Origin of the sequence: Bradyrhizobium hereditatis (assembly GCF_020329435.1) — a bacterium.
Lineage (GTDB): Bacteria > Pseudomonadota > Alphaproteobacteria > Rhizobiales > Xanthobacteraceae > Bradyrhizobium > Bradyrhizobium hereditatis.
The window spans coordinates 450,370-475,762 of the sequence record NZ_JAGKJK010000002.1; the positions used below are offsets into that span (position 1 = coordinate 450,370).

The window sequence follows — 25,393 nt, forward strand, 5'->3', positions numbered from 1 at the left end:
GTCATCTCCTCTGGAACTCCGGCGACATCAGTAGCAGCGCGAGCGCCTGCTGCCGCGATTCCGCGCGTTCAATGGTGCGCCGTGTTTCCACTGACGCCGTATCGGCCGCTGCGATTTCGAGCAGGTCGCGCGGATCGACGCCTTCGGGAATCCTCGATGCGATCTGCGTCGCGATGTCGAGGCGCAGCTTGATCCCTTCCGGCGCCAGCCATGCGCCGTTGGTATCGGGGAAACCGTTCGGCCCGGCCGGCGACCATAGTGGCTGGCCCAGTGTTCTCAGGCCGCTGAGATAGGGGCTGGGATTATTCGGAATCTGCGCCAGCAGGCGGCCGGCCGCGATCAGGAATTCATACGGCGAGCGTATCTTGGCGAGCGGCGCTTGCCAGGCTTCGTCGGAATCCACCAGCGCCATCGCCAGCGCCTTGAGGTCGCCATCGGTTTTGGTAAAGACATCCGCAAGCCGCGCCACCAATGAAGGCGGCGGATCGTCGGCCACGAAATGACGTGCGAACTTGCCGGCGATGAATCTTGCGGTCGACGGATGACGCGCGAGATCCGCCAGCACCGCCTCGCCCTGCGTCACGTCGGCCGCGTCGTAGATCTTTCCCAGCACCTGCTGCGCGCCCGGCTGATGCGCATTGGCGTTGAACACGAAGCTGCCCGGCGCGCCCAACTGGCCGAGCCTTCCCGCATAGGTCCACCCCGTGATGACGTTCGCCAGCGCCGTCACGTCGCCTTGCGAATAGCCGCCGCCGACGCCAAGCGTGTGCAGTTCGAGGATTTCGCGGGCGAGATTCTCGTTCAGTCCGCGGTTGCGATTCTTGCCAGCGCGCGAGTCCGGCCCCAGCGATTGCTGGTTGTCGAGAAAGAACAGCATCGCCGGATGCTGCTCGACCGCCCTGAGCATATCGGCAAAGCGTCCCAGCACATGCGGCCGGATTGCCTCGCGCTCGAACGAGCCGGCCCACATCTGCGCCGGCCCGCCCTTGCTGGCGGAGATGCAGAAATGATTGGACCAGAACACCACCAACCGCTCGGCAAATCCGCAATCGGCCATGACCGCCCGTTGCAGCCGCGCCAGCGCCTCAGCGCGAAACGTCTTCTGGATAATGTTGAGCTCTGCCGCGCGCGGCGGCGATGGTTTCGGCGCATTTGATGGCATCGTCTCGGCGGGCGCCATCGCCGCGCCTTCCGGCGGCTTGGCGGGCGGCTCCTTCGGCGCCATCTCCATCGTGATGTTGTTGAGCGAAAGATTGCGCCGCTGCGCCTTCGCATCCGGCGGCGCTCCACCTTCAGGAGTCGCCGGCGGCGCAGCCGATTTGCCGGCAGCTTCCCGCGCCCGCTGAATCTCGAACTGATAGTCAAACACAGCCTTGCCGAGCGCCGGTGTCGACTGCAGTCCCGGCACTTCGAGCAGCACGCCGCTCCGACGGGCGAGATCCGCCTTGACGAAACCGCGCGGATCGGACGCTGCATTGAGAAAATCGCCGGACGCCCCGCCCCGCGCGCCGAAACCGAAGCGATTGAGCGCAACAAGGGCTGCTTTCGAATCGCGGGCCATCGGATTTCCCTTGTCAGGTTTCGCTTGTGAGATTTCCCTTGGAGTTCCGCGGGGCGTATAGTGATCGCAGGAATATAGCGTGCTTCGGCGTGAACCCGGGATTAATTCCGTGTCAGGATGTGGCCTCGTTGATGACAAATCGTTTGGAAAATCAGCCTCCGCGCCGCCTCGCCTGCGAAGCTTGCGGCACCGAGTTCGGCTGCAACCTGTCCGGCCCCTGCTGGTGCAACGACGAGGCGTTCCGCATGCCGTTGCCGGTTGATGGCAGCGACTGCCTCTGCCCGGACTGCCTGCGCAAGCTCGCGAAGCAGCACGCGGGTGCGGCGTGACCGCAAAATGGAACGTCAGTGCCGTCCTCCTCGATATGGACGGCACCCTCGTCGATACCGAGCGGGTTTACTTCGACAGCCTCGTCGCGGCGCTCAATGCGGCCGGCTACGCTGATGATTCCGTCGCGCTGTGCCACGCCATGGTCGGGCTTCCCGGGCCGGCCTGCGAAGCGATGCTGCTCGACCACTATGGCGCGGACTTTCCGCTCACTGAGGTCAACCGCGCCTTCCTCGCCAACCGCGACCGGCTGATGGAGGCAGGATTGCCGCTCAAGCCGGGCACGCTGGAACTGCTCGACGCACTTGCCGCCGCCAATTGCCCGACCGCGATCGTGACTTCATCGTCGCGGCGCTCCGCCGAACGCCATTTGTCGCTCGCCGGAATCCGTGCGCGCTTCGACACCATCCTGACGCTCGACGATGTCACGCGCGGCAAACCGAGCCCGGACCTTTATCTCCTTGCCGCGACACGCCTTGGGTTTGCGCCGCAGCTCTGCGTCGCGGTGGAAGACTCCAACCACGGCGTCGCCGCCTCCCACGCCGCCGGCGCGATCACGATCATGGTGCCTGATATGACGCCGCCTACCGAAGAGACGCGCGCAAAATGCGCGGCCGTGTTGCCGGATCTGAATGCGGTGCTGGCGATGCTGCACGAACGCGGTGCGTTTGGGCGCGATTAGTTCCGGCCGCATTGCGAGGATGTGTAGGGTGGGCAAAGACGCTCTTTGCGCCGTGCCCACCATTTATCACCGCGCTCGTGATGGTCGACGCGCTTCGCTTTGCCCACCCTACGAAGCTTACCGTCATTGCGAGCGAAGCGATCCATCGCACCGCAAGCGTAGACATGGGTTGCTTCGTCGCTATCGCTCCTCGCAATGACGAAGCGTTACCACCCTCGCCGCTTCTTGCCCGCCGGAAGCGCCGCCTCGATCAGCGCATGCGCCGCCTCACCCGCCGTTTCCATGTAGCTGGAATCGCGATGCAGCAGCACGACGGCGAAAGAGCCGTCGAGCAGCAATAGGATTTGCCGTGCGAGCCGCAACGGCTCGGCGATGCCCTCCGCCTCGAAGGTCGCACGCAGCCATTCCTCGAACTTTTTCTTGTGTGCGGCACCGATTCTGATTGCGGGATGGCCCGGCATGTTGGCAAGCTCGGCCGAGGTGCGCAGGAAGCCGCAGCCCTTCCACTTCGGATGCCGCGCCGAGCGCGCCAGATTGCGAAAGATTGCCTCGACCTTCGCCGGCAGACCGCCCTCTGCTTTCGTAAACCATTGCCTGAACAGCGCAAGATTGGGCTGATCGCGCCCCGTAAGATAGGCCGCGACGAGATCGTCCTTGCTCCTGAAGTGATAGTACAACGTCCGCTTGGTGACGCCGGCCTTCTCGGCCACGGCATCGACGCTGACGCCGCGGATGCCGTCATTGTAGAACAGCGCGTTGGCTGCCGAGATGATGCGTTCGCGCGTCGAAATACCGGATCGTGCCATGCAGCCTATGTATACTAACCAGTGAATATACACAACGCGGCCGGACTTTTAGGCTGTCTTCGCAATCAGACCTTTTGCGGAGCCTTCCAATGTCCGAACCCATCCTGCTGGAAACCAGCGAAGGCATCGCGCTGATTACGCTGAACCGTCCGGGCAAGCTCAATGCGCTGAACTATGCGCTGATCGACCGCCTGATGGCGGTGCTGGATGCGATCGAAACCGATGCCGCCGTTCGTGCCGTGATCCTCACCGGCGCCGGCGAACGCGCCTTCTCGGCCGGCGCCGACATCCACGAATTCGCAGGCAGCGTCCGACTCGGCCGCGAGAGGGCCGTGCAGGATTTCGTGAGGCGCGGACAGGCCATGACCGCGCGGCTGGAAGCGTTCAGGAAGCCGGTCATCGCGGCCGTGAATGGCCTCGCGTTCGGCGGCGGCTGCGAGATCACCGAGGCCGTCCATCTCGCCATCGCCAGCGAGCGCGCGCGTTTCGCCAAGCCGGAAATCAATCTGGGCATGCCGCCGACCTTCGGCGGAACGCAGCGGCTGCCGCGACTCGCCGGCCGCAAGCGCGCGCTCGAACTGCTGTTGACCGGCGATCCCTTCTCGCCAGAGCAGGCGCTCGAGATCGGACTGGTCAACAACATCGTGCCGCACCAGGCGTTGCTGCCCGCCGCCCGCGAACTGGCGCGCCGCATCATCAGGCATTCGCCGCTCGCGGTCGGCAGCGTCATCACCGCGGTGACGCGCGGGCTGAACATGGCGATCGCCGAAGGGCTGCAAGTCGAGAGCGAGCAGTTCGCGGCGCTGGTGCCGACCGGCGATCTCGGCGAAGGCATCAATGCCTGGATCGAGCGCCGGCCGCCGGTCTATCGCGGCTCCTAACGCGGACCGCAATACGCAGCGGCAGGCTTCTTCCGGCTAGGCGGCGTGTTTGGTCGCGATTATGGTCCGCATGTCGTCAGCCAGTTCGCGATAATGCAGGCCGAGGCGCAGATATAGCTCGCGCTTCGCCGTATCGTTCGTCAGCTTGCTGATCAAATCGCATTCGGCTGCGAGCGTCTCAAATCGCTCCAATCTGGCTTCAAACTCGGTCATGACGCGTCTCCCCTGAACGGCCATTGGGGAGACAGCTTACGCCCTGGTTTTACGTCAGAGCTAACATCGTTATTGGATAAAACTAATTTACAATCTCAGAGATTGCTCTGATGGCTGCGCAATCATTGCCTGCTGTTTCGAAGGCGAAGCTCGCCGCTCGCGTACGTTAGTCGTGATATCCCGGCGACCTTCGCGCCAGGCCGTCGAACGCGTCGAACAGCCGCTCGCGCCAGGCATGGACCGGATCGTCTTCCATCAGCAGCTTGAAGGGGCTGACCACCCGCGCCCACTGGAATGCGCCGAACACGATGTAGTCCGCGTAGTTCGGCGCCGTGCCGCCGATGAAAGGCTGCGTCCGCAGCGTCAGCCGCAGTGGATCGAGACTCCTGCGAAAACCTTCGACCGCTTCGTCGCCGCTTGCCATGATCTCTTCCAGCGGCTTGCCGAAACGCGCCTCGCGGGTCCGCCGGAAATAGGCGGCGTCTTCAGGCTTCAGGTTGAGCGGGATATCGGCAATGATCAGCGGAAACATGCCGCCGATCACCCCGTCGCCCCACCAGTTCAGCATCCGCGCCATGGCGCGGCCACCTTCGCCGCCGAACAGCGACGGCCGGTCCGGATATCTGTCTTCCAGATAGTTTGCGATCGCCCAGGAATCGACGACCGCATGATCGCCGTCGAGCAGCACCGGCACCTTTTCCGAGCCATGCGGCGCGATCGCCTGTTTGTCGGTGAAGCACCACGGAATCGTTTCCGACGGCAGTCGCTTGTGTGCCAGCGCCATGCGCGTCCGCCAGCAGAACGGGCTGAACGGACGGGATGGATCGGTGCCGACGAGTTCGAAGAGCCTGATGGACATTGGCGACCTGTTCGAAAAATGATCGCCAGACTAGCCGTCATTGCAAGGAGCGCAAGCGACGACTTGTCAGCCGGGCCACGGCGAATGACACAGACGCCCGAAACATGAGTGCGATTGCGCAGCCTTGACGCCGCGCAATCGTAGGGGCCATTCCGGACGTTGGCGTGAAGAAACTAGACCGTCGAAATGCCGTCGATCGGGCTGATATCACCGACGAACCTCAAGAGGTCGGCCATGGTGAATTCGCCAGCAGTTTTTGACGGCAGCGTCGGCTTCCAGTTCTTGCCCTTCAGCCAGAGATACGACTGACGGTCGCCGTGCACGAGGCCGACGAACACTTCCGCCACGATCGTGGCCCCGACCGGCCCGAGCTTTTCGCCGCCGCCGCGCTGCTCTGCCTCCTTGAGGATGTAGTACCAGAGCGGCGTATGCTCGTGCAGACCGTGCTTCTTGGCGACAGCGCCGTCCGTCCCCTTCGCGATCTCGGCCGGGGTAAGCGGATTCTTGATCTTCATCGCCTTGGCGACATCCTGTCCCGACGGCAGCCCCAGCATGACGCCACGCTTGAGATTACGGAACGGCAGGCTGCCGCCACCGCCCGGCAACTCGTGCAACTGCGGGATCAGGAATGGATCGATCTTCCGCGAGGGATTGAGCCGCACATTGGGAGGATTGGTCGCCAGCACCTCGTGGTAGCGACGCCAGTCGATGATCCAGTTGCTGGAAAGCACCGGAATGGGCAGCGGCGGCTGCACCGGATCGGGCGCGAGGTCGCCGATGATTCCGCCCGAAAGGCCGGTGAACCTGAACAGCAGATCGAGCGTGGCAGGAGCGACGCCACCGGGCCCGGGCGTGAACTTACGATTGTGGCTGTAGACCTCGCGCACCATGCTATGACCGAACCGGTATGCCGCTGCAGAAAACTCGACCGGCATGTAGGGCGTTTTCTTGAAGCGGTAGAAGCGACGTCCCTGATCGAGGATCTTGGCGACAATTCCCTTCTCGGTGATGCGCTCGACGAAGTCATGCAGCACCATCCATTGATAATGCCAGGTCACCGTCTGGCGCGCCTGTGCGAATATCTCGCCGGCCGGCACCCCTGACGCCGCGAGACGGTCGCAGACCTTGTTGTGGAACTTCAGCATCGCCAGGTGCGTCTGCGCGACCACGAGATTTTCGTCATTGCGATGATCGCCAATCAGCGCAAAACCTTCGGGGTTGCGAGGCAGGTCGTTGCGCGGCGTGATGGTCACATCGTCAACGCTGATCGTCTTGCCGAGCAGGAGTTTCGGACCGGGCGTCTTGCCGTCGGCATCGCCGGGATTGCGCGCGTAAAGCTGCCGGCTGCCGTCGGGACCGAGACCATAGACGCTGTCGAGATCGAGCGCCGGCGTCCGGAAGTTTTCGACTGCCGTCGGGTCGGCTTCCTTGTCGCCGAACGAGGTGAGATCGAGCGTGATGTCATGATCGACGAACTGTCCGAGATAGGTGAATCCCGCGGGGATCTTGTCATTGTTGCCGGCCGCGCCGCCGGGATCGGCATCCTTCATCGCATCGGCAAGCTCCTGCAGGGGCGCGTCGTCGACGGCGAGCGGCTCCAGATTCGGAAACATCCGGCCGAACATCCCGGGATCTTCATGCCCGGAGAGCGAATCCAGAAACTGTCGGGTCGGTTGGCGGCCAGCTTTGCCGTGGCCAGGCTGAACATTCACTTGAGTCGCCATCACTTCCTCCAATCGCAAAATGTTGGGAGAAGAGGGGTACCGGTGTGTCGCGTGTTCAGTTCAGTAAAGGTTCAGGTAAATCAGCTCGATACCCCTCGAGAGGGTTCAGTCAGCAAAACCCACCTCCAGATTGTGTCCAATTGGAGCGCCGTGCCAGCGGTTTATTTTTCGATTTGTGTGAGCAGTTTCACTGACACAGCATGATCCGGAAAAGTGGGTGCCGGTTTTCCCTCGCGACAAACGCGGAACGCGTTTGCGCGGAGATCATGCTCAAATCAAAGAGATAGAGCGTGATGACCATTCGAAGAAAGTCATCACGCTCTAGGAGCGATGTCGAACTCTTTGCGCAGCTCTGCGTCGGTGTAGAAGCACACGCCGCCATCGAGATCGCGCACCAGCCACTCCTGCAAATACACGATCTGTGTCCCGCTTTGCCTTTCATGTCGGAGCTCGAGGTGCCCATCCTCGCTTCGCTGCAGCGAGCAACTGGATTGTACCCAGCTTGGCCATTCATGCAGCGGCTGTCCGGTGAACTGCCAGGCGATCAACGCCACATTAGCTGGGCGTGGCTTCAACTTCAGTGTGTCCACAATCGTCTCCGACGGAATGATTCCTGCAGTCTGACAACGCCCTCGCCCGGCAAAAGTTGGGCGTGATGCGGCGATTCTCGCCGCGATTCGCCGATATTGCCTATGCATTTTTGGGATGGATATCCGGGAATGCGCGTGAATCCCCAGCCTATCGCGCCGGAAAAGCGGACCAGGCAAGCCAGGTCCGCGTCTCCATGGGTGCCCTACCGCACCACCGCCGCGGTCTGGCCGAACAGGATCCTGCGCTCCTCCTCGGTGCGGTTGACCGGCTGGCCGAAGTTCGGATTGACCTCTTTCGCCTTGGCATAGGCGCGCTCGGTGGCGGGGCGAGCGCGGATGGTCTCCAGCCATCGCTTCAGATGCGGAAAATCCTCGATGTTCTGACTCTGGTTCTTCCACGGTACGACCCAGGGATAGCTCGCCATGTCGGCGATCGAATAATCACCGGCGATGAATTCGCGGTCGGAGAGACGCTTGTTGAGCACGCCATAGAGGCGGTTGGTCTCGTTCACATAGCGGTCGATCGCGTATTTGATCTTTTCCTGCGCATAGACATTGAAGTGGTGGTTCTGCCCGGCCATCGGCCCGAGATTGCCCATCTGCCAGAACGTCCACTGGATCGCGTCATAGCGGCCGTAGAGATCGGAAGGCAGAAACTTGCCTGTCTTCTCGGCGAGATACAAAAGCATCGCGCCGGATTCGAAGATCGAGATCGGCTTTCCACCGCCCTTCGGTTCGTGATCGACCATCGCGGGAATGCGGTTGTTCGGCGCAATCGCCAGGAACTCCGGCTTGAACTGCTCGCCCTTGCCGATGTTCACCGGGAAGATCTTGTACGGCAGCCCGGTCTCTTCGAGGAACATCGTGATCTTGTGGCCGTTCGGCGTGGTCCAGTAGTGAAGGTCGATCATGGGGCGATTCCTGCTGGTTGAAATCCGTGCATCACCAGAAAGATGCGATTGCATGAATTTGGTCGGAGGGATGCCCTAAGTCAATGCGGGCTGACGGCGTAGCGCGGAAATGTGATGACGACAGGAACTGAAGCTCAGCGGACCGGAGCGCCGATGCGACCGTGCTCGCGCAGCAATTTTTCGCCGGCTTCAGTGACAGTCACGATCAATCCGGTTCCTTCAATCGTTTCGCGCACGACATAGCCGCGGTCGGACGCGTCTTCCCAGATCGTCAGGCGCGGACAGGAAGTGCGCCAGGTCGCTACCACTTCGGCATAAAACCGCGGCTCACGGGCGATCCATTCGACAAAGTCGAGCACCAGTGGATCCGCTGCATCCGCCATCGCGCCTCTCCTTTCAGAAGGAAGCAACCGAGCCGCGAACCACCAGCAGCCAGCTTCCATAAAGGATGTAGTAGCCCGCGACCGTCGTGATCAGGCGGTTCGCCCAGGTACGAAACTGCGCATCGCTCATCGCTTCCAGAATCCGCCGCGCCAGCGTGGTGCCGAGCATCGACGCGATGACGGCGACTGCCGCCAGCACCGGGTCGAGCGTCGCCGCCTGATCGATGATGCCGCCGAAATAGACCAGCTTGGTGAGATGGCTGGCGACCTGGCAGGTCGCCTTGGTGGCAACCACCTCGCGGCGGCCGAAATTGCCGCCGAGAAAGAAGGTGTCCATCAAGGGACCGGAGACGCCGGTCATCAGCATCAGCCCCATGCAGATGAAGCCGTAGAATGAGCCCTGCCAGATGCTGTCCGGATTCGGCTTGAGATTCTTCGGCATCAGCCGCGCCATGAACGGCGTTACGCCAAGCAACAGCAATGCAATCGGCTTGTCCGGCACGTAGCGGGTCAGCGACCATAGACCGAGCGCCAGCGCGCAGCCGATCAGATAGACGAAGACCGGCCGCCAGCGGATATGCGCCCGCCACAGAAAGGCGCGCCAGCCGTTCGAGGCCATCTGCGTGATCGCGTGCAGCACCATCGCGGTCGGCAGCGGCATCAGCATCAAGAGCACGCCGATCAGGATCATGCCGCCGGCCATGCCGAACAGGCCCGACAGGAAAGCCGTCGCGATCATGAGGGCACCTAGCGCTGCGATCATCAACGGCGTCACGAAACGTCTCCTGCGTAAGCGCTCAGTTGAAAGAGGGCGCGCCCTACTCCCTCTCCCCGTCCTTTACGGGGAGAGGGTCGGGGTGAGGGGCTGCTTCCGCGAATTCGCTGGTAGTCGGACTCGCGGAAGCTCCCCTCACCCGGCGCCGCACCGACCTCTCCCCGCGAAGAGCGGGGCGAGATTGAAAAGCGGCCGCACCGATTCAACCAACGGGTATCACGCTAATGTTGTGCCTCGCTTGGATGCCGTGTGCAAACTGAGTTATCTTGTCGTGGCACAAGTTTTCCTGATGGTAAGGTGATCCTTGGCGGCGACTCCTTGACGCATGAAGGATGTGCGGTGACGACGGCGGCGCCCAATTGCCTCAAGCGATTCAAATATTAGGTGAGCAGAATGGAATCGCCGACAGTGAGATCCGCACTCGAAGCTCACGCTCGTCGCGGGTTGTTCGCGTCGACCTTCTGAAGCCGATGCCCGCAATACAAACCTAGGCGCGAGGAAAACCATGACCATTGGAGAAAATAAGAACGAAGCCGCAATCCGAAAGTTGATAGAGGAGTTTGCAAAAGCGTTAGGCGCCAAAGACGTCGACGGATGCATGTCGGTGTTTGCCCCGGAAATCGTTTCGTTCGATATCCTTCCTCCGCTGCAAGCGGTGGGCGCCGACGCATTTGTTAGACACTGGCACGAGTTTTTCGAGTCCTATCAAGGACCACTCCACGTCGAGTTTCCCAATGTGAGCGTTAGTGCAGACGACAACGTGGCATTCAGCTATTGCCTGCACCGGATCGCTGGGACGTTGAAGAATGGTCATAAGACCGATTTTTGGCTGCGCTGGACCGCTGGTTGGCACAAAACCAATGGTCGATGGCTGATCGTCCACGAACAGGTTTCAGTTCCTGCCGACCTGGCAAGCGGCCGGGCCCTTTTGGATCTGAAGCCGTAACGCTCGATCACGCAGCGCGATGACGGGCGCGCCACCAGTGAACGGTCGTGGCGAGGCTTGCTTGTGAATGCCCCGCAAATCGAGCTATCTTGCATGACATCAGTTTTCCTGAGGGTCACGTGCGGCGGCTGCTCTTTCTCAATGGCATCAAGGCGTTCGAAGCGGCGGCGCGGACCGGCAGCTTCGCCGCCGCCGGGTCGGAGCTCAACGTCTCCGCCGCCGCGGTCAGCCGGATGGTCCACCTTCTGGAGGAGCGGCTCGGGGTGGCGCTGTTCGAGCGCAAGGCCAACCGCCTCGTCACCACGTCTGCGGGGCGCGCCTATCAGAGCGGGCTGACCCCGATCTTCGACGCGCTGGCGAGCCTGACCGCGCAGGTCACCGCGCCCGCCAGCGTGCGCGTGCTGACCATCGGCGTAGGTCCCACCTTTGCGATGAAATGGCTGATCCCGCGGCTGGCCGATTTTCGCAAGGAAGAACCGGACATCGACGTCCGCATCACCACCGGCGGCGCGGCGGTGCCGTTCGGCGAGGACTGGAGCTGCGGCATCAAGCTCGGCGGCGGTGAATGGCCCGGCCTGATCGCCGAGCCGCTGTTCGCCGCTGATCTGCTTCCTGTCTGCGCGCCGCGCCTCGCCAACCAGCTCAAGCGACCGTCCGACCTGAAAGGACCGACCTTGCTCCGGGTGGCGCATTCGCCCGATGACTGGCCGTTATGGCTCGAGGCCGCCGGCGCGGCCCGCATCACCGCCCGCGGGCCGGAATTCGAATTTTACGGCCAGGCACTGCAGGCTGCGATCGACGGCCTCGGCATCGCCATGGGCATCCGCCCCTATATCGACGACGATGTCGCCGCCGGCCGATTGATCGCCCCCTTCGCGTTAAGCGTTCCGAAGGGCATGCGCTGGTACTTGGTGTATCGCGGCTTCAGCACCGCCCAGCGCGACTTCACCGCCTTCCGGCGCTGGATCATCCGCGCTGCGGCGGAGCCTGCCCTCCGTCGCAAGAGTCAACGCCATGCCGGATGAAAAAATCGAAACGCTCGTGATCGGCGGCGGCCAGGCCGGCCTCACGATGAGCCACCGGCTGAAGCAGCACGGCCTGCCGCATCTGGTGTTGGAGCGCCACCGCATCGGCGAACGCTGGCGCAGCGAGCGCTGGGACGGGCTGAGATTCCAGTTTCCGAACTGGTCGGTGCGGCTGCCGGACTTTCCGTTTCCGCACAGCGATCCCGACGCGTTTTCGGACACCGACACCATCATCAGATACATCGAGGCCTATGCCGAATTCGTCGCGCCGCCGATCCGCTGCGGCGTCGAGGTCTCAAGGCTCTCGCAGCGCGACGGCGGCTTTATCGCCGAAACGACCAATGGCACGATCACAGCCAAAAACGTCGTCGTCGCCACCGGCCCCTATCAACGCAACATCGTTCCCGACGTGCTGCACGAACATCCCGTGTTTCAGGTTCATGCCGCCGACTACAAGAACCCCGCGCAGCTTCCGCCGGGCGCAGTGCTGGTCGCTGGCGCCGGCGCGTCCGGTACGCAGATTGCCGAGGAATTGCAGCACGCCGGCCGCCGCGTTTACCTCTCGATCGGGCGGCACCGCCGCCTGCCGCGCCGCTACCGCGGCCGCGACCTGATCTGGTGGCTTGCCGAAATGCGGCTCGACCAGATGACTCCGGAGGAGCGCGGATCGGCGCGATTGGGCCCGGTCATTTCCGGGGCCTATGGCGGCCGCACCATCGACTTCCGCAATTTCGCCGCCGACGGCATGGTCCTCGTCGGTCGCATCGAAGCGGCGCAGAACGGCGTCATCGAGCTTGCACCGGGTCTTGCCGAAAGCCTTGTCGACGGCGACCTCGTCTACAGCACCTTCCTCGATACGGTGGACGCTTATGTGAAACGGCGCGGCCTGGAGATGCCCGAGGATCCCGACGCCCGCACGACGGTGGTCGACCCGCCTTGCGTCACCGCGCCACTGACGCGCCTCGACCTCGCCACTGAGGGCATCTCATCGGTGATCTGGGCTACCGGCTATGGCGTCGATTTCGGCTGGATCGATCTTCCCGTGATCGACGAACGCGGCGACGCCGTCCACCGCAACGGCATCTCGGCCGTGCCCGGGCTCTATTTCCTCGGCCTGCAATGGCTGTCGAAAATGAACTCCTCGTTCCTGTCAGGCGTCGGCGACGACGCCGCGGTGCTCGCGGACCATATTCGCGCGCGGCGCTGATCCTAGGCCGTTCTCCGCTCGCGAGATCGTCATACCCCGCGCAGGCGGGGTATCCAGTACGCCGAGGCTTCTCGATTCGGTCAGCGCTGCCTCTGGGACACTGGATCGCCCGCCTTCGCGGGGCGATGGCGGCCTTTGGCTTAAAAAATCCGCAACATGTGAAGCCGTTCACATCTCTCCTCGCCGCGCCGTGCTGTTGTCGCCGCATGGGTAAACCCGGGGGATGCGCCATGATCTATGGCGGCTTTGAAATTCAGTCGTTCGAAGCAGGGAGAGGGCTGTGGCACGCGAGGATTCAACGGACCGATCAGGCCCCGGTGATGATCGACGGCATGGCGTTCCCGACGCTCGAAGTCGGTTTCGCGTGGTCGAATCCGGAAGCAGCGATCGCGGACGCGAAAGCCCATATCGACCGCTTCAGCCCGCGGTTCACCACCCCCTAGCCGGCGCGCGGCCTGGCCGCCTGTCGCTGGCGCAGCCCGAACAGACTGTGCAGGCAACGCCGGTGCTCTCGGCCTGCCCGGATTGCAGCGCCGCGCTCTCGGTGCTCCGAATCATCCCCGGCCGCGCCGGCGCCGAATACTGGACCATGCGCTGCACGCGCTGCGGCGGTATTCATCTGGATATCATCAAGCCTTCGTGCGTCGGAGCGGACGACCTCCACGCCTAGGAGCGCGCTGGTTCCAAAACACTCTTGCTGACACCTGCTGACATGATAGCTGCGGGCATCGCGCGTGAAGGCATTTGCCCTTTTCTCGCTGGCTGACTCGTCCCATATTCGCCGCATGGCGAAGAAACCCGACACTCCCAAGAAATCAGGCAAAGCCCCGAAATCAAAAGCGCATCGGCCAGACGTTCAGCCGATCGGGCCTGCGCTTGCGGAACTGCTCAATCCCGCGATCAACCGCGGCGATGCCGGCACGGGCTCGGGCACCGGCCTGCAGCCGCCGCCGGACAATTCCTGGGACCGCCGCGCCGGCGGCGAGGCCGCAGCGCATCGTGCGCGCGCGTCGACGAAGGGAACGAGCGCAACTGTCGCGAAGCGCGATACGTCTGGCAGCGCCGAAAATGAATCCGAGAACGGGCCACCTGCGCCCCCTCTCCCGCTTGCGGGGGAGGGTCAGGGTGGGGGTCTGTCCACACGGCATGAACTAGACGAAGCCCCCCAAGCCCACTATGGCACCTCGGCCACCGTCCCGACGCTCGACCCCGAGCTCGCGCGCCAGCTTGGCCTGCCGACGGCGGAAGACGACGAGGAAGCCCTCGCGCGCCCGCCGCGCAGCAAGATGGAATCGCTCGGCGTCAAGGCGACCGCCGAGGCACTGGAGAACCTGATCCGCGAGGGCCGTCCCGAATTCCGCAAAGAGGACGGCTCGATGAAGGTGTGGACGCCACACCGGCCGCCGCGCCCGGAAAAATCCGAAGGCGGCGTGCGCTTCGAGATCAAATCGGACTACGAACCCAAGGGCGACCAGCCGACCGCGATCGCCGAACTGGTCGAGGGCATCAACCGCAACGATCGCACGCAGGTGCTGCTCGGCGTCACCGGCTCCGGCAAAACCTACACCATGGCCAAGGTGATCGAGGCGACGCAGCGCCCTGCCCTGATCCTCGCGCCGAACAAGACGCTGGCCGCTCAGCTCTATGGCGAGTTCAAGAATTTCTTCCCCGACAACGCGGTGGAGTATTTCGTCTCCTACTACGACTACTACCAACCGGAAGCCTATGTGCCGCGCACCGACACCTACATAGAAAAGGACTCGTCCATCAACGAGCAGATCGACCGCATGCGCCATGCGGCGACGCGCGCGCTGCTCGAACGCGACGACGTCATCATCGTGGCGTCGGTGTCCTGCATCTATGGTATCGGATCGGTCGAGACCTACACGGCGATGACCTTTGCGCTGAAGAAGGGCGAGCGCATTGACCAGCGTCAGTTGATCGCCGATCTCGTGGCGCTGCAGTACAAGCGCACCCAGGCCGATTTCACCCGCGGCACCTTCCGCGTCCGCGGCGACGTCATCGACATCTTCCCGGCGCACTATGAGGACCGCGCCTGGCGCGTGAACCTGTTCGGCGACACCGTGGAAAATATCGAGGAGTTCGATCCGCTCACCGGTCACAAGCAGGACGATCTCGAATTCATCAAGATCTACGCCAACTCGCACTATGTGACGCCGCGTCCGACGCTGGTGCAGGCGATCAAGTCGATTAAATCGGAACTGAAGCTGCGGCTCGATGAACTCAACAATCAGGGCCGTCTCCTGGAAGCGCAGCGGCTGGAGCAGCGCACCACCTTCGATCTCGAAATGATGGAGGCGACGGGAAGCTGCGCCGGCATCGAAAACTATTCGCGCTATCTCACGGGCCGCCGCCCCGGCGAGCCGCCGCCGACGCTGTTCGAATATGTGCCCGACAACGCGCTGGTGTTTTGCGACGAAAGCCACGTCAGCATTCCGCAGATCGGCGCCATGTTCCGCGGCGACTTCCGCCGCAAGGCGACGCTCGCCGAATACGGCTTCCGCCTGCCCTCCTGCATGGACAACCGGCCGCTGCGGTTCGAGGAATGGGACATGATGCGGCCGCAGACGGTTGCGGTGTCGGCGACGCCGAGCGGCTGGGAGCTGAACGAAAGCGGCGGCGTGTTCGTCGAGCAGGTCATCCGCCCGACCGGGCTGATCGATCCGCCGGTCGATATCCGCCCCGCCCGCACGCAGGTCGACGATCTCGTCGGCGAAGTCCGCGCCACCGCCGCGGCCGGCTACCGCTCGCTGATCACTGTGCTCACAAAACGGATGGCGGAGGACCTCACCGAATATCTGCACGAGCAGGGTATTCGTGTCCGCTACATGCACTCTGATATCGACACCATCGAGCGCATCGAGATCATCCGCGACCTCCGCCTCGGCGCGTTCGACGCGCTGGTCGGCATCAACCTGCTCCGCGAAGGCCTCGACATTCCCGAATGCGCGCTGGTCGCTATCCTCGACGCCGACAAGGAAGGTTTTCTGCGCAGCGAGACGTCGCTGATCCAGACCATCGGCCGCGCCGCGCGCAACGTCGACGGCAAGGTAATCCTCTACGCCGACAGCATGACCGGCTCGATGGAGCGCGCCATCGCCGAGACCAACCGCCGCCGCGAGAAGCAGGTCGAATACAACAACGCCAACGGCATCACGCCGGAGAGCGTGAAGAAATCGATCGGCGATATCCTCAACTCCGTTTACGAGCGCGACCACGTCTTGGTCGAGATCGGCGATGGCGGCATGGCGGACGATGTGATCTCGATCGGCCACAATTTCGAGGCCGTGCTGAACGACCTCGAAACCAGAATGCGCGAAGCCGCCGCCGATCTGAATTTCGAGGAAGCGGCAAGGCTGCGCGACGAGGTGAAACGTCTCCGCGCCACGGAGATGGCCGTCGTCGACGATCCCACTGCGAAACAGCGCGCCGTGCAGAAGCAGGCCGGCGCCTACGCCGGCACCAAGAAATACGGTGAGTCCGCCAACCTGCCGGTCAGCGCGATGAAAAAACGCGCAGCCGCTTTATCCTCCCCTGGGGCAGGATCGACCGCCGCAGGTGGTCGAGGCGGGGTGAGCCGCAGCGGCAGTCCCTCCAAAGTCCACAAACCCCACCTCGACGAAATGCACGGCCCGGAATCCCTGCCCTACCGGCCCGGCGGCGCCAAACCGCGCAAGCCCGAGTTCGGCAGCGGCAGCAAAATCTTCCAGCCGACAAACTCGCGCGAGTCGGGACCGGAGTTCGGGCCGGCGCCGCGATCGAGCGGAGGATTGCCGGGGCGACGGGGCGGGTGGAAGAAGAGGTAATCCATCAGCGATCGTGGTTCGTGATGGACAGGGTCCTCGCGATTTAAACTGCGCGGATAAGCTGAGGTTGGCACATCCCGGATTCAGCCCCAAACGCTCACTCAGCGCCAGCGGTCTACGATCGTCTCCATTCTGAATTAAAAGCCGACGCGGGCCGTTGAACAACGGCACGCCGCGAAGACTCGGCAGTTGTTACCAGCAGCATCCTATGACACCATTTAAATACCGAGTTGTCATAACTTCTGGATGCCTATGCCACGCCGGAAATATGCTTGGGAGAAGCTGTCGGATGAGCAGTTGCTCAAACTACGCCTCAGTAGTTTGAGGGTCGCGGTCGAGGACACTTGGCTCGAGGATTGTCTCAGCACTCTCTATGAGGAGCTCGAAGAGCGGAACATCCGGCTGCGGCCACACGCATGGATATCGAGCGAATGGTTCAGTCCGGCACATGTGCCCGGCATTGCGATTCCATTCTATCTCGCCCATCCCCGTCTGATGAAGATCGAGAAGAAAATGATGCTCGATGTCGAAGGCGGCACCTGGTCCGAGTGCATGGCCATTCTTCGTCATGAGGCAGGCCATGCCGTGCAGCACGCCTACCAGCTGCAACGTCGCCGGCGTTGGCAGCAGCTGTTCGGCCCGTCCTCGAAGCACTATCCGCGCTACTACCGGCCCAATCCGGCCAGCCGGCGTTATGTCCAGCATCTTCGGCTCTGGTATGCGCAGAGCCATCCGGACGAGGATTTCGCCGAAACGTTTGCGGTGTGGCTGCGGCCGCGTTCGAACTGGCGGACGCGTTATGCCGGTTGGCCAGCGCTGAAGAAGCTCGAATATGTCGACGAGCTGATGAGTGAAATCGCCGGCAAGCGGCCGCTGATCACGACGCGGGAGCGTGTCGATCCGCTGCATGAGCTCAGCCAAACCCTTGGCGAACACTACCAGAAAAAGCAGGCGTTCTACGCCTTCAAGCCACCGAAGACTTACGACCGCGATCTCTCCCGGCTCTTTTCCGCCGATCCACGGCACCGCCGGGAGCAACCGGCTTCGGTCTTCATCAGGCGGCACCGCGCTCAAATCAGGCAGCTGGTTGCACGGTGGACGGGCGAGAACCAGCTCACGCTTGATGCTGTGCTTGACGACATGATCTCGCGCTGCCGCGAGCTCAATCTGCGCGCGCCCGGCTCTGAACGGAAGCTTGTGCTGAACTTCACCATCCTGTTGACCGCCAAAACCATGCACGCGCTGTTCGGCCCTTCGCAGCGCAAATGGATCGCGCTATGAGACGGCTGCGCATTCTGGCGCTGATGCATCCGGACTTCGTGCCTCCGGACTCTACCGACGGCTATACGGCGCGGCAAATCAATGAATGGAAAACAGAATTCGACGTCGTGAGCACCTTGCGTGGGGCCGGTCATGAAGTTCGCCCGCTCGGCGTGCAGGAGGAAATCAAGCCGGTGCGCGACGAGATCGAACGCTTCAAGCCGCATGTGGTATTCAACTTGCTCGAGCAGTTTCACCATGAGCCCGTGTATGACCAGCACATTCCAAGCTATCTCGAGCTGATGCAGGTCCCATACACCGGGTGCAATCCGCGTGGACTGATCCTGGCGCGCGGCAAGGATCTATCCAAGATGCTGGTGCACCATCGCCGGATCGCGGTGCCGGTCTTCGCTGTGTTTCCAATGCGCCGCAAGGTCATGCGGCCAGCTCGGCTTGCGCTGCCGCTGATCGTCAAGAGCCTGAGCGAGGATGGATCGCGGGGTATTTCGCAAGCGTCCATCGTCGATACGGACGAGAAGCTCGCAGAGCGCGTCGCCTTCATTCACGAGCGGGTCGGAACAGCAGCCATCGCCGAGCAATATATCGAGGGACGTGAGCTCTATGTCGGCGTGCTCGGCAACAATCGGCTGCGAGTTCTGCCGGTTTGGGAACTGAAATTCGGCAGCATGGGCGGTCACGGAGCTCGGCTTATAGCCACCGAGAAGGTCAAACACGATCCCAGCTATCAGGAACGGGTCGGAATTGAAGATGGGCCGGCCAACAACCTTGCGCCTGAGCTACACGCCCGCATTCAGCGAATAGCGAAACGCATCTACCGAACGCTGGGCCTCGATGGATACGCGCGCATAGACTTTCGCCTCTCTGCCGACGGCACTCCGTATTTCATTGAAGCAAACCCCAATCCCGAAATCGCAAAGAGCCAAGAGTTCGCTACGGCGGCTCGGCATGACGGGCTCGATTACCCGGACCTGCTGCAACGCATTCTCGCTCTCGGAATGAGCCGGGCAAAGGCGGGCGTATCCGTGGGCTGAAAGACAACGCGAGACGGGGATGCATATCGCCGCTCGCCCACAACAGCCGTGGCTGGCGGTGCCGTGCGCTCGCTCCGGCTCGACGGATCACCCGATGACAGCTGTTGGTTTGCTGGTGACGGTTGGTGGCTATCGACAGCGGATGCCTGACAGCAAACGCAGAGCAGCGTCTGCCAGTGACCCCGACATGGCAGTGCCGGTGTATGCCCCTTAGCGGAATAGCGACGGTTTTGGCCGACCTTTCGCAAACGGCCCAACACACACCAGCTCCGGAATGCTCCGATAGAACCTTCCTAGCTTTGTCGTTTAGGAGACTGCAGTCGTTAGCCCGACTTTTCTCCGGCGCGCCAAGGGCATGGATCAGAGGCCCTTGGCGCCGCGTGTCTGATCAGCACGATCGATACATCCCCTGCAGTGGCTTTCCGCTCAGAAAGATAGTGTGAGGTGTCAGACCGCCCCTGCGAGCAATCCAGCGGCGCACCGGCGTCGGATAGGTCGAGTACAGCATGAAGGTTGCTTCAGGATCAGTGAAGGCTCGACCGTTGGGGCCGTAATTCCAGGCCGCATGAAAGCCGAGCGTCGCGCGCGAAGTTACACAGATTCTGTCGCGCGGGAGCGCGCTGAGAACCATGGTGCACGCCGAGGCACACAGTCCATCGATGATCACGGTTTCGCCCGATGAGGCCAGGCGCTGATATTTAACGATGTAAGCTCCGATCAGACCGCCTCGATCGTTCGTGATGCGTACCGCAGAACTTGCCTCTGATACATTTAGGATTAGCAGGATTGCCACGAGGAATCCCGTCACATACTTCATGTCCCACCCCTGGGTTCGAGCAAATCGATTTGGATCGCTTTGCGTGATGCGCGAAGTTGCGACAGGCTTGTGGAGATTCGTGGCATTGTCTGGGCGCAGACAACAGCGGCGACCGGTTCCCTGGCTGCAACTCGTGAAAACAGCCGGAGGTGAAACAAAAGGCCTAGATTGTCCTCGCGACCGAAGGGATCGGATGTGGCTATAGTCACTCTGCAGGGAATAGGAGCCCCGAGAGCCGCATGCGCGAATCGCGTCGTTCAGGACAAACGCATGGCCGGCCAGCTGCGCGATATTGGCCTCTGCTCGGTGATTTAGCGGCGTTGGCCGTGGCAGTCAGCGCGATCTCAACTTGCGCTTCATCTCGGGCGATGCAGCCTTCGCTGGGTCGTGGGTGGCCGTAGCCTTCTCGGCTGGGGACTTGATGGTGTGGACCGGATTGTTAACGGCGCTCGCAGCCGCTGCACTAGTAGGCGATAGAGCGGTCGTGAAGGCAACCGGTTTGGCCACGGGGGCCCGCGGCTGCGCGACCGCCGCGACTGGCGCATTAACGGGATTGCTGTGGCGGCCTATCGTGTAAGCCCCTAGCGCAGTGGTACCCAGCAGAACGAGTAGCGCTTTCGCCCGCATACTCGCACCCGCTACCTTTAGCCGGTCTTTCGAGCATTCATGGCAGCTCAACCTCGTCGGCTAGTTGATCCAGATGCCGCGCAAGCCGTCGAACATTTCGCGCTTCGCTTTGTCGGTAGCCAAGCCCCTGACAGGCGCGCATTCGGCCGCGTCTTTGCGCAGCTTCTCCAGATGGGTTTGATAATCCTTTATCGTCCCCTGCCCGTCTTAATTTTCCGTGACGGTGGCAGCAAGGACAGGGAGCAGAACTAACAATATTAAGTCGGAACTAAAGATCGGAAATACTGCTGTTACCCGCCCCCAAAACGCCGAGTGGGATAAGCGCGATTTTCAGCTTCTCGATTTATCCGAACCCAAAGGCGCGTCTAACTTGCGCGCATATCCACGGGAGCATCGATCGGCGGCATCTGCGAGCGTGTGTAGAAGCCTTCCCGCATAACCGCGCGGCTTATCTCGGCACTAACAGTGCGCGCCGCCCGCTTTTTCCTCCAGCCGCCTGCTAGTCCCGCGGGCAGTGGCGCTCCTCGTCGGACCACGAGAAGCTGGCCGTTTCCACGAACGTATATGTCGAACATGCCGATTGCCCCCCAACGTTCGTTATAGGCACAGCGTGCTGAAATGAGGTGGCAAAAACGCAACAGCTCGGCGTCAAACCTTTGATTAGAAATACCGCTGCAGTGCGGGGTGTCGTGCGTTGGAGAGTTAAAGTCATGGCTCCGAAACGGACTTTGGCCGATCAAACGCAGTGTCCACTGCCGCCGCTGACGGATGATCTGAGTTAGCCGTCATTCCGGAACGACCGCATCGCGGTGCGCGGAATGACGGCTTGTCACCACTTATCGGCGGCTACTCCCTAAAAGTAATAATGCCGGTTCGATCCGTCATAGCCGCCAGATTTCATGCAGCAGGCTTTGAAACGTGCGCCCTGAACCGCACGGACATAGATCGTTGCGGCCGAGCTTTTCAATCAGCTCGACATCGCCATGGACGACACGCCGTCCTCGCTTGACATGGGTCTCCGAAGGGAAGGACTTCCGCCGCTTACGCGTGATGCTGAAAGCTGGGGAGGTTTTCGAGATCGCGATGCTTGCGCATGACACACCTCCATAGGTTTGAAGAGCGGCTCATTGCCGCGCGGCGTAGCTAGCATGGACCGGCGCGATTGCAAGGGTTCGTCGTCGGAAGCCGTCTTCTTTGCGAGCTTGATCACGCTGACCCGAGACATCGGAGCGCGTGGCGAGAGCCCCTCACCCGGCGCTATCCCAAGCCAAGCTTTGGTCGAACAGCGCTAATGAAAATCCGCGGTTGGATCAGAGCCAGTTTCGGCCAGTCCGCCAGTGGACTTGTCTCGGAAGAGCAGGATACAGCCTTATACAAGGGACCCTCGTAACCTTCAATCAGTCGGAACGAACGCGGTTGCTTGCACGATCGCTTTCCATCGTTCCGATTGCGATACGATCAGCCGGGCAAAGTCTCCCATCGAGATTGCGTCAAGTTCGACTGCTAATTTTGCCATGCCGGACTTTACCTCGTCAGTGCGCAGGGCTCCTTGGATGGCAGCATTTAGCTTTTCGACGATATTCGCAGGCGTCTTCGCTGGAACGAAAATACCGTACCAAGTGAGGTCCTCAAGCAACGAATATCCAGCTTCTCCCACCGTTGGCACAGCGGGAAGGAAGGGACTGCGGTGCGGTCCGGTAGTTGCCAGCGCACGAAGATCTCCTGATCGGACGAGTCCCAGAGAGCTGCCGACTGGCATGATGGCTGATGCAATCTCTCCTTTGAGTAAATCCTGGATCGAGCCATTGCCTTGATACGGCACGTGAAGGAAATCGAAGCCCGCGGTGCGACCCAACATCGCACCGAGGAAGTGCAGCGTGGTGCCGGCACCCGCCGTGCCGTAGGTGGCCTGCTTTAGGTTGGCCCGGCACCAAGCGACGAAATCTGCAAGCGTCCCTACGTCACCCGGCACCTTCGGCCCCACCGTCAGCAAGGTCGGGGTTGAGGCAACAGTCGACACCGCGGTGAAATCCCGCGGCTCGTATCTGAGTGTCTTGTAGACATGTGGAAAGAGCATCATGAATCCAAGCGGCGCGAGCAGCATAACCGTTCCGTCAGCGTCAGCAGTCTTCACGGCCTCGACCGCAATACGGCCGGCTGCACCGGGCCGGGTCTCGACCACGATCGTCTCAGCATAGTCTTTCATCTGACCGGCAATGAGCCTTGCCAGGGCATCCTGCAATCCGGGCGTGAAGCCCGTCAGTATATGGGCAGTTCTTGTGAGCGGTTGTGCGATAGATCTCTGCACAAGATCCGTGGCGGAGAACACGACACCGGCCGCCGACACGGCCAATAAGTCACGACGTGTGATCATCAACTGTCTCCCCGACTCGTCTCATTTTCTCAGCGCAGCTCTACCTTCGGATGTACCATGGCAAGTATGGACATACTTACTCACCAGCTTACTTTTTCCTTACCGACAGCTTATTATTGCGCTCAGACACCGGGACCTTCGACGGTTGGACCGCCGTGCAGGGAAGTGCCTTGCGCTATTTCTTTGATGATTTTTCATTCGATACCGCCCGGCGCGAGCTGCGTCGAGGGACGGATGTCGTCGCCGTCGCGCCGCGAGTGTTCGACTTACTGAATTATCTGATCGGCAACCGGGAACGCGTCGTCAGCAAGGACGAACTCATAAGAGCCATTTGGGAAGGTCGCGTTGTCTCGGATGCAGCTCTCGATACCCGCCTAAATGCGGCGCGGAAGGCAATCGGTGATTCCGGAGATGAGCAACGCCTCATCAAGACCTTTCGGCGCAAGGGCGTCCGTTTTATCGGCGCGGTGCACGAAACGCGGGTGCCAACGGCAGTGACCGTCACGACCGACTCGCCGCCCCCCGCTTTTGCCGCTCCAGGTAAACCCTCGCTCGTCGTTTTGCCGTTCGCCAATCTTAGCCCTGATCCCGAACAGGAATATTTCGTCGACGGCGTGACCGAGAGCCTTACCACAGATTTGTCGCGCATGGTTGGCATCTTCGTGATCGGCCGAAACACCGCTTTCACTTACAAGAGAAAGCATGTCGATTCGAAGCAAATCGGTCGAGAACTCGGCGTTCGCTATATCCTTGAGGGATCCGTGCAGCGTGGGCAAGGCCGCATACGCGTCAACGTCCAGCTCATCGATGCCGAAAGCGGCAATCATCTGTGGGCCGAGCGATTCGACAAGCCAATCGCGGATTTCCTCGATATGCAGGATGAAATTGGCGCGCGTCTTGCCAATCAGCTCGGAACGGAGTTGGTCACTGCCGAGGCGCGACGCGCGGCGCAAGCACCACATCCGGACTCGATGGATCTATATTTCCAGGGCATGGCGAGTGTGCATCGGGGATCGGACCCCGCAAACCTATTGCAGGCGCGTAAGTTCTTCGAGCAGGCCATCTGCCTTGACGCGGGCAACGCTGAAGCAATGGTTGGCATGGCGTTCGTCGATGCCGTGCGAGGAACTTCCATGCAGACCGGTGATCGGACTGCGCGCCTCCTGGCGGCCGAAATATCTCTGGCCAAGGTCCTTGCTCACCTGCCGAACCATGCCTTGGCGCATTGCCTCCTTGGCGTCGTCCAGATCTTTACCAAACGTGCCGCTCAAGGTATCGCCGAATGTGGGCGTGCATTGGCGCTAGATCGAAATCTAGCCACCGCTTACGCGTGGATTGGGCTCGGCAAATGCTACCTGGGTCGAGCCGAGGAAACCGAAGCTTGCGTCATGCAGGCGTTTCAACTTTCACCCCGCGACAACAGGGCGTTCACCTGGATGATTAACGTCGGCGTCGCGCAGTCGTATCTTGCGGTTGATGAAGCTGCCGTCTACTGGTTCAAGCGGGCCATCGAGACCAATCCGAATGTCGCCGCATTCGTTCACATCTACCTTGCCGCTGCGTTGGCTCATCTCGGGCGGATCGATGAAGCGCGGGCGTCGATACAGACAGGACTGGCCTGGCCATCGACCCCAATTTCACTCTCACCCACTTCCACGCCAGTTCGCCAACGGACAACCCGACCTGTCTCGCACAGAGGGTGCGGATTGCCGAGGGCATGCGCAATGCAGGCCTACCGGAAAAGTGATTGGTGAGCCAGCATGGACCAGGTTCGTGAGCCCCTCGCTCGGCGCTTGGCACCGACCTCTCCCGCAAGGGTGGCGCGAGGTGACTTTTGGTGTGCTTCGCGCCCGCCAAACCTGACGCGTCGGGGACGGCGTCGCGATATGACTACTCGGCGATATGACCACTAGAGATTGCGTCGCCTGCGAGGCAAATCAGGCATGGCTTGGTCCAGTGCTGCCGCGAAAAATAAACCGCTTCGCGATTAGCCCAAATCACTCGTAAAACTCCGGCCATCCCGCACCCACAGGAGGGGCGTATCGCGATCGTCACGGACGTTGGGCGCGGGAAGCGGTGGACGCGGCAGCGTCGGGCGCGTGCGTGGTTGCAGGGCGGGTCTTGGCTCGTGAGCGATCGAACGGCGCGCAGACGACCGGCGCTTAAACGCCTCTACCGGAATTTGGGCGTGACAGCACATGGGTCTGCTGAAACATTCCGGTCGAGGAAGCCGCGGACGGCCAAGCCGCGTGGTCCTGGCACCCGTTGCTGGTGTCAAGCTGGCGGAGATTGATCCGGCCCGACCGGGCCGCGATCGATCGTCAATCCGCCCGCGACGGAGGCCAGAGGAATTCGGCTCCGGGGAGATCGCGGTATACGCGTTAAAACCATCGTGCAGGGAAAGCCGGGTGTTCCGGCGCACCTGCGGTCCGCCGTGTGCACCAATGTGCGCACGACTGCGGGTGCTTAGGGCACCCGGCTTTCCCTGCGCCCTCTTCTCTGGGCGAAAGATGGATGCAATCCTCGGGCGCACGGCGTCGCGGGGC

The 25,393-nt window shown here is 61.8% G+C and carries 23 protein-coding genes; 11 read left to right on the forward strand and 12 right to left on the reverse strand.

Features of this window, described 5'->3' with window-relative positions; translation table 11 throughout:
* Position 1 precedes the first annotated feature (1 nt).
* Positions 2-1,561, reverse strand: a complete 1,560-nt coding sequence (locus J6524_RS07450) for a DUF1800 domain-containing protein (RefSeq protein ID WP_225669726.1) — start codon at positions 1,559-1,561, stop codon at positions 2-4.
* A 131-nt stretch (positions 1,562-1,692) separates the two neighbouring features.
* Between J6524_RS07450 and J6524_RS07455 the strand changes: the two genes are divergently transcribed.
* Both J6524_RS07455 and J6524_RS07460 read left to right on the forward strand, forming a co-directional pair.
* Positions 1,693-1,890 (forward strand): cysteine-rich CWC family protein, encoded by a 198-nt coding sequence (locus tag J6524_RS07455; RefSeq protein ID WP_225669727.1) that lies wholly within the window; start codon positions 1,693-1,695, stop codon positions 1,888-1,890.
* The gene (locus J6524_RS07460) at positions 1,887-2,570 is read left to right on the forward strand and encodes an HAD family hydrolase (RefSeq protein WP_225669728.1); all 684 of its coding nucleotides are present in this window, start codon (positions 1,887-1,889) and stop codon (positions 2,568-2,570) included. The genes J6524_RS07455 and J6524_RS07460 overlap by 4 nt, the downstream gene beginning before the upstream one ends.
* Before the next feature lie 206 nt (positions 2,571-2,776).
* On the opposite strand, the gene J6524_RS07465 is transcribed toward J6524_RS07460, so the two are convergent.
* Positions 2,777-3,376, reverse strand: a complete 600-nt coding sequence (locus tag J6524_RS07465) for a TetR/AcrR family transcriptional regulator (RefSeq protein ID WP_225669729.1) — start codon at positions 3,374-3,376, stop codon at positions 2,777-2,779.
* A gap of 89 nt (positions 3,377-3,465) precedes the next feature.
* On the opposite strand from J6524_RS07465, the gene J6524_RS07470 reads away from it, so the two are divergent.
* Positions 3,466-4,257: a crotonase/enoyl-CoA hydratase family protein gene (locus J6524_RS07470; RefSeq protein WP_225669730.1), complete on the forward strand. Its 792-nt coding sequence runs from the start codon at positions 3,466-3,468 to the stop codon at positions 4,255-4,257.
* A gap of 36 nt (positions 4,258-4,293) precedes the next feature.
* Here J6524_RS07470 and J6524_RS07475 read toward each other — a convergent pair whose 3' ends face one another.
* The 7 genes from J6524_RS07475 to J6524_RS07505 form a co-directional block, all read right to left on the reverse strand.
* On the reverse strand, positions 4,294-4,470 hold the full coding sequence (locus tag J6524_RS07475; protein ID WP_225669731.1) for a hypothetical protein: 177 nt from the start codon (positions 4,468-4,470) through the stop codon (positions 4,294-4,296).
* Between the two features lie 166 nt (positions 4,471-4,636).
* Complete coding sequence (locus tag J6524_RS07480; RefSeq protein ID WP_225669732.1) at positions 4,637-5,329, reverse strand: glutathione S-transferase family protein; 693 nt, start codon at positions 5,327-5,329, stop codon at positions 4,637-4,639.
* Positions 5,330-5,502: 173 nt separating this feature from the next.
* The gene (locus J6524_RS07485; protein WP_225669733.1) at positions 5,503-7,053 is read right to left on the reverse strand and encodes a peroxidase family protein; all 1,551 of its coding nucleotides are present in this window, start codon (positions 7,051-7,053) and stop codon (positions 5,503-5,505) included.
* A 314-nt stretch (positions 7,054-7,367) separates the two neighbouring features.
* Positions 7,368-7,643 carry a hypothetical protein gene (locus J6524_RS07490; RefSeq protein ID WP_225669734.1) on the reverse strand — a complete coding sequence of 92 codons (276 nt, stop codon included), beginning with the start codon at positions 7,641-7,643 and terminating at the stop codon, positions 7,368-7,370.
* A gap of 203 nt (positions 7,644-7,846) precedes the next feature.
* Positions 7,847-8,554, reverse strand: coding sequence for a glutathione binding-like protein (locus J6524_RS07495; RefSeq protein ID WP_225669735.1), 708 nt, complete (start codon positions 8,552-8,554; stop codon positions 7,847-7,849).
* 134 nt (positions 8,555-8,688) lie between these two features.
* Positions 8,689-8,937 (reverse strand): hypothetical protein, encoded by a 249-nt coding sequence (locus tag J6524_RS07500; RefSeq protein ID WP_225669736.1) that lies wholly within the window; start codon positions 8,935-8,937, stop codon positions 8,689-8,691.
* 13 nt (positions 8,938-8,950) lie between these two features.
* Positions 8,951-9,712 (reverse strand): sulfite exporter TauE/SafE family protein, encoded by a 762-nt coding sequence (locus J6524_RS07505; protein ID WP_225669737.1) that lies wholly within the window; start codon positions 9,710-9,712, stop codon positions 8,951-8,953.
* Between the two features lie 505 nt (positions 9,713-10,217).
* Between J6524_RS07505 and J6524_RS07510 the strand changes: the two genes are divergently transcribed.
* The 7 genes from J6524_RS07510 to J6524_RS07545 all read left to right on the forward strand — a co-directional run bounded on the left by J6524_RS07510 (position 10,218) and on the right by J6524_RS07545 (position 19,029).
* Entirely contained in the window at positions 10,218-10,658 is a 441-nt protein-coding gene (locus tag J6524_RS07510) for a YybH family protein (protein ID WP_225669738.1), read from the forward strand.
* Positions 10,659-10,777: 119 nt separating this feature from the next.
* Positions 10,778-11,683 carry a LysR substrate-binding domain-containing protein gene (locus J6524_RS07515; protein ID WP_225669739.1) on the forward strand — a complete coding sequence of 302 codons (906 nt, stop codon included), beginning with the start codon at positions 10,778-10,780 and terminating at the stop codon, positions 11,681-11,683.
* Positions 11,673-12,890, forward strand: a complete 1,218-nt coding sequence (locus tag J6524_RS07520; RefSeq protein WP_225669740.1) for an NAD(P)-binding domain-containing protein — start codon at positions 11,673-11,675, stop codon at positions 12,888-12,890. Before J6524_RS07515 ends, J6524_RS07520 begins: the two co-directional genes overlap by 11 nt.
* Before the next feature lie 230 nt (positions 12,891-13,120).
* Positions 13,121-13,333: a hypothetical protein gene (locus J6524_RS07525; protein WP_225669741.1), complete on the forward strand. Its 213-nt coding sequence runs from the start codon at positions 13,121-13,123 to the stop codon at positions 13,331-13,333.
* A 342-nt stretch (positions 13,334-13,675) separates the two neighbouring features.
* Complete coding sequence (gene uvrB, locus J6524_RS07535) at positions 13,676-16,717, forward strand: excinuclease ABC subunit UvrB (RefSeq protein ID WP_225669850.1); 3,042 nt, start codon at positions 13,676-13,678, stop codon at positions 16,715-16,717.
* Positions 16,718-17,014: 297 nt separating this feature from the next.
* Positions 17,015-17,998: a putative zinc-binding metallopeptidase gene (locus tag J6524_RS07540; RefSeq protein WP_225669742.1), complete on the forward strand. Its 984-nt coding sequence runs from the start codon at positions 17,015-17,017 to the stop codon at positions 17,996-17,998.
* Positions 17,995-19,029 (forward strand): D-alanine--D-alanine ligase family protein, encoded by a 1,035-nt coding sequence (locus tag J6524_RS07545; protein WP_225669743.1) that lies wholly within the window; start codon positions 17,995-17,997, stop codon positions 19,027-19,029. The genes J6524_RS07540 and J6524_RS07545 overlap by 4 nt, the downstream gene beginning before the upstream one ends.
* 388 nt (positions 19,030-19,417) lie before the next feature.
* Here J6524_RS07545 and J6524_RS07550 read toward each other — a convergent pair whose 3' ends face one another.
* The 3 genes from J6524_RS07550 to J6524_RS07560 form a co-directional block, all read right to left on the reverse strand.
* Positions 19,418-19,846, reverse strand: coding sequence for a hypothetical protein (locus tag J6524_RS07550; RefSeq protein ID WP_225669744.1), 429 nt, complete (start codon positions 19,844-19,846; stop codon positions 19,418-19,420).
* Between the two features lie 1,508 nt (positions 19,847-21,354).
* Positions 21,355-21,573 (reverse strand): SEC-C metal-binding domain-containing protein, encoded by a 219-nt coding sequence (locus tag J6524_RS37605; protein WP_225669745.1) that lies wholly within the window; start codon positions 21,571-21,573, stop codon positions 21,355-21,357.
* 293 nt (positions 21,574-21,866) lie between these two features.
* The gene (locus tag J6524_RS07560) at positions 21,867-22,847 is read right to left on the reverse strand and encodes a tripartite tricarboxylate transporter substrate-binding protein (RefSeq protein ID WP_225669746.1); all 981 of its coding nucleotides are present in this window, start codon (positions 22,845-22,847) and stop codon (positions 21,867-21,869) included.
* Positions 22,848-23,017: 170 nt separating this feature from the next.
* Here J6524_RS07560 and J6524_RS07565 point away from each other — a divergent pair, with 170 nt between their 5' ends.
* Positions 23,018-24,601 carry a winged helix-turn-helix domain-containing tetratricopeptide repeat protein gene (locus tag J6524_RS07565; RefSeq protein WP_225669747.1) on the forward strand — a complete coding sequence of 528 codons (1,584 nt, stop codon included), beginning with the start codon at positions 23,018-23,020 and terminating at the stop codon, positions 24,599-24,601.
* The last annotated feature ends 792 nt before the right edge of the window (positions 24,602-25,393 follow it).

Excerpts from the sequence above, each read along its gene's own strand:
- J6524_RS07450 (WP_225669726.1), bottom strand. The coding sequence starts at position 1,561 with ATGGCCCGCGATTCGAAAGCAGCCCTTGTTGCGCTCAATCGCTTCGGT.
- J6524_RS07455 (WP_225669727.1), top strand. The coding sequence starts at position 1,693 with ATGACAAATCGTTTGGAAAATCAGCCTCCGCGCCGCCTCGCCTGCGAA.
- J6524_RS07465 (WP_225669729.1), bottom strand. The coding sequence starts at position 3,376 with ATGGCACGATCCGGTATTTCGACGCGCGAACGCATCATCTCGGCAGCC.
- J6524_RS07470 (WP_225669730.1), top strand. The coding sequence starts at position 3,466 with ATGTCCGAACCCATCCTGCTGGAAACCAGCGAAGGCATCGCGCTGATT.
- J6524_RS07475 (WP_225669731.1), bottom strand. The coding sequence starts at position 4,470 with ATGACCGAGTTTGAAGCCAGATTGGAGCGATTTGAGACGCTCGCAGCC.
- J6524_RS07480 (WP_225669732.1), bottom strand. The coding sequence starts at position 5,329 with ATGTCCATCAGGCTCTTCGAACTCGTCGGCACCGATCCATCCCGTCCG.
- J6524_RS07485 (WP_225669733.1), bottom strand. The coding sequence starts at position 7,053 with ATGGCGACTCAAGTGAATGTTCAGCCTGGCCACGGCAAAGCTGGCCGC.
- J6524_RS07495 (WP_225669735.1), bottom strand. The coding sequence starts at position 8,554 with ATGATCGACCTTCACTACTGGACCACGCCGAACGGCCACAAGATCACG.
- J6524_RS07500 (WP_225669736.1), bottom strand. The coding sequence starts at position 8,937 with ATGGCGGATGCAGCGGATCCACTGGTGCTCGACTTTGTCGAATGGATC.
- J6524_RS07510 (WP_225669738.1), top strand. The coding sequence starts at position 10,218 with ATGACCATTGGAGAAAATAAGAACGAAGCCGCAATCCGAAAGTTGATA.
- J6524_RS07520 (WP_225669740.1), top strand. The coding sequence starts at position 11,673 with ATGCCGGATGAAAAAATCGAAACGCTCGTGATCGGCGGCGGCCAGGCC.
- J6524_RS07525 (WP_225669741.1), top strand. The coding sequence starts at position 13,121 with ATGATCTATGGCGGCTTTGAAATTCAGTCGTTCGAAGCAGGGAGAGGG.
- uvrB (WP_225669850.1), top strand. The coding sequence starts at position 13,676 with ATGGCGAAGAAACCCGACACTCCCAAGAAATCAGGCAAAGCCCCGAAA.
- J6524_RS07545 (WP_225669743.1), top strand. The coding sequence starts at position 17,995 with ATGAGACGGCTGCGCATTCTGGCGCTGATGCATCCGGACTTCGTGCCT.
- J6524_RS07550 (WP_225669744.1), bottom strand. The coding sequence starts at position 19,846 with ATGAAGTATGTGACGGGATTCCTCGTGGCAATCCTGCTAATCCTAAAT.
- J6524_RS07560 (WP_225669746.1), bottom strand. The coding sequence starts at position 22,847 with ATGATCACACGTCGTGACTTATTGGCCGTGTCGGCGGCCGGTGTCGTG.